2 protein-coding genes and 1 pseudogene are annotated in these 2,333 nt (G+C 39.8%); all 3 read right to left on the reverse strand.

From position 1 onward, the window contains the following. Positions 1–47: 47 nt before the first annotated feature. Positions 48–1,094, reverse strand: a complete 1,047-nt coding sequence (nadA, locus tag CEX73_RS01155; protein WP_101626785.1) for a quinolinate synthase NadA — start codon at positions 1,092–1,094, stop codon at positions 48–50. A 138-nt stretch (positions 1,095–1,232) separates the two neighbouring features. After that, positions 1,233–1,955 carry a tol-pal system protein YbgF gene (gene ybgF, locus CEX73_RS01160; RefSeq protein WP_438819075.1) on the reverse strand — a complete coding sequence of 241 codons (723 nt, stop codon included), beginning with the start codon at positions 1,953–1,955 and terminating at the stop codon, positions 1,233–1,235. Beyond that, positions 1,945–2,289 (reverse strand): annotated as a pseudogene (pal, locus tag CEX73_RS01165) (peptidoglycan-associated lipoprotein Pal); the annotation flags it as partial. The gene ybgF and the pseudogene pal, both read right to left, overlap by 11 nt. Between the last annotated feature and the right edge of the window lie 44 nt (positions 2,290–2,333).

The following is a 2,333-nucleotide window of genomic DNA, read 5'->3' on the forward strand; positions in this document are numbered from 1 at the left end:
ACACAGTTAGTAGGCTTACTATTTAAGGACAGTTAGGAGAAACTGAGTTAACGACGTTTAAGGTCAGCAGCGAATGATAACATTCTCTTAAGTGGCACAAGAGCTCGCTTACGTACCGCTTCGTCAATTTGAACCTGATGGTGTATGCTACTTCCTGTCAATCCTTCAGCAAGAGCTTTAAGGTCATTCATAGCCATCCACGGACAATGGGCACAACTACGACAAGTGGCACCTTCTCCAGCTGTAGGTGCGGCTAACAACGTTTTATCTGGACAAGCCTGCTGCATTTTATAAAAAATACCGCGATCGGTGGCAATAATAATAGTTTTTTGCGGTATATGTTTTGCTGCTTGAATCAACTGACTTGTTGAGCCCACCGCATCAGCAAGTTCTACTACTGCTTGCGGAGACTCCGGATGAACTAAAACTGCAGCTTCTGGATATAACTCTTTCATTTTCTGTAATGCTTGTGTTTTAAATTCATCATGGACTATACAGGCACTTTGCCAGCATAAAATATCAGCACCAGTTTTGTGCTGTACATAACGACCGAGATGCCGATCTGGCGCCCAGATAATTTTTTTCCCTAAGCTATCGAGATAGTCGATAAGTTCTATAGCAATACTGGAAGTAACGACCCAGTCTGCACGAGCCTTTACTGCAGCTGAAGTATTCGCATAAACCACTACTGTGCGCTCTGGGTGTGCATCGCAGAAGGCACTAAATTCTTCATGTGGACAACCGATATCTAAAGAACACTCTGCTTCAAGCGTAGGCATCAGAACTATTTTGTCTGGGCTCAGTATTTTTGCCGTCTCGCCCATAAAGCGCACACCTACAACTAATAACGTGGTGGCAGGATCGCGACTACCAAACTGCGCCATTTCCAGTGAGTCTGCTACGCGGTCCCCGGTTGTCTCAGCTAATGCCTGGATTTCAGGGTCGGTATAGTAATGAGCAATAATGACAGCATTGCGCACCTGTAATTGGTTTCTAATACTTTCTACTAGAGTCATTTTTTCTTGAGTAGTAAGTAGCGCTGGTTTAGGTGGAAAAGAATAAAAAGTCGCGTTGACATCGAGTCGTTTATTCATCACGGTTTTCTCAGGCGGCTTTGCCGAAGGTTGCTGTCCAAGCAGCAACCATCAGACTAAATAAAGGTTTACTATATATGCTAAACCAAATACGCCAAAATTGGTATCGTGTCGCGTTTACTATCACGCTAGCATTAGTTAAAGGTTAGCCAGATATTTTTGCGCCTGCTTAGCAGCATTAGCGCTAGGATAGCGTTTACAAATGTTATGGTAAACAGCTTTAGCTTTATCTTTCTGACCTTTTTCCTGCATGATTATGCCTACTTTTAGTAGGGCATCCGGGGTTTTCGGCGACAACGGATAATTTTTAACAACGTGTGCAAAATAGTATGCAGCTTCTTCTTTTCTACTATTATTATAATTCAGTAGTCCCAACCAGTAGTTCGCATTGGGTAGATAAGTAGAATCAGGATAATTGTTGATAAAATTTTGAAAAGCATGGTACGCTAAATGATACGGTTGATTATGTAACACAAGGGCTACCGCTGCGTTATAGTCTGTGTTAATTGTGTTATAGTCGTTATAGTCTATGTTAACATGACTACTATTGCTAGGAGAAATGCTAGTTACTATAGTAGAGTTTCTACCTTGAAAACTTAGCTGATCCAGCTGATATTTATTTTCCTGAATCTGACCGCGAAGAACATCTATATCATGCTGATTCTCGGTAAGTTGCTGCTGAAGTTGGATTATTAGCTTACTGTGTACATTATAAATATGCTCAAGTTGCACTACTAAGTCTTCAGACCTAGATCCAATATCACTTACTGGTGCTATAAAAGTAGCAGACCAGGAAGTAGTAACATTCATTAGTATAAGTAATATAAAACTGATTAACTGACGACTCATGTTATGATCTATCTAAGTGAGTGTAGTATACAAGTACGGCCCGACGATTTTTGGCATATGCTGTTTCGTTGTGACCAAGTATAGCCGGTTTAGCTTTACCATAAGATAGGATCAAAATCTGTTCTGGTAAGACACCTTTACTTTGAAGATACATCTTCACAGCATTCGCGCGGCGTTCTCCTAAAACAATATTATACTCTGGTGTACCGCGTTCATCTGCATGACCTTCTATAGTCACTTTTTCAGATCTGTTTAAACGTAAAAAGTTAGCATGCATATCTAGTATATTAACAAAATTAAAGTTAATATCATACTTATCTAAAGCAAAATAAATAATATTTTTTTGTAAAAATGCTGGGGTTTGTAGATAAGTATGATATTAACTTTAAT

The sequence above is a fragment of the Candidatus Palibaumannia cicadellinicola genome (assembly GCF_002855795.1).
Taxonomy (GTDB): Bacteria; Pseudomonadota; Gammaproteobacteria; order Enterobacterales; family Enterobacteriaceae; genus Baumannia; species Baumannia cicadellinicola_C.